The sequence below is a fragment of the Variovorax sp. P2_H12 genome, assembly GCF_056403395.1.
Genome location: NZ_JBFUFO010000152.1, coordinates 1 through 529 on the forward strand (window position 1 = coordinate 1; position 529 = coordinate 529).

The 529-nt window shown below is 58.6% G+C and carries 1 protein-coding gene; it reads right to left on the reverse strand.

The window, feature by feature from the left end; translation table 11 throughout:
* Positions 1-84: 84 nt before the first annotated feature.
* The coding region (locus AC1DYK_RS35600; RefSeq protein ID WP_478170551.1) for a hypothetical protein at positions 85-529 on the reverse strand (445 nt) is incomplete at its 5' end.

Here is a 529-nt window from a genome sequence, read left to right on the forward strand (position 1 = left end):
GTGCAGTGCTGGATATCGAGCCAGTGGCCCGACGGCGCATCCACCTCACTCCGAAGGAACCGAACCCGGCGGGGTGTCAGGCTACTAACCCGAGTTGGTRGTAGGCGTCGYATTCCCCTGAGGTCCAGTATCCCCAGGTAGCTTTGTGTTCAGAGGCCCAGTGTTCTTGGGGAGCTTATTCGCCGGGAGGGTACTCTYCACAGGAACCTTCGGGAGCGCCTCGTCTATGGCTATAGTGACAACTCGGGTGCATGAAGCCGCTGTCCCTATGCCGAAGGGAAGGATCTCGAGGGTGTCAAGGAATATCTCGACCGGGTCACCGTTTCCATCGTAGGCCAGGGCTTTGAGGACACCCTTACCCCCACTTTGCGCAAGGTTTTGAGTAAGCGGCTCCTCTTTCACTGCGGAGTTAGTGAGAACCCCGGCGAATTTGTAGCCCAGTTTCCCTACTAGCTTCCCCCAGCCCAAGGTGGAGAGCGCGACTCCGCAAGTAATTGCCTGCTTCTGCAGCCTTGGGCTGTCCACGCTC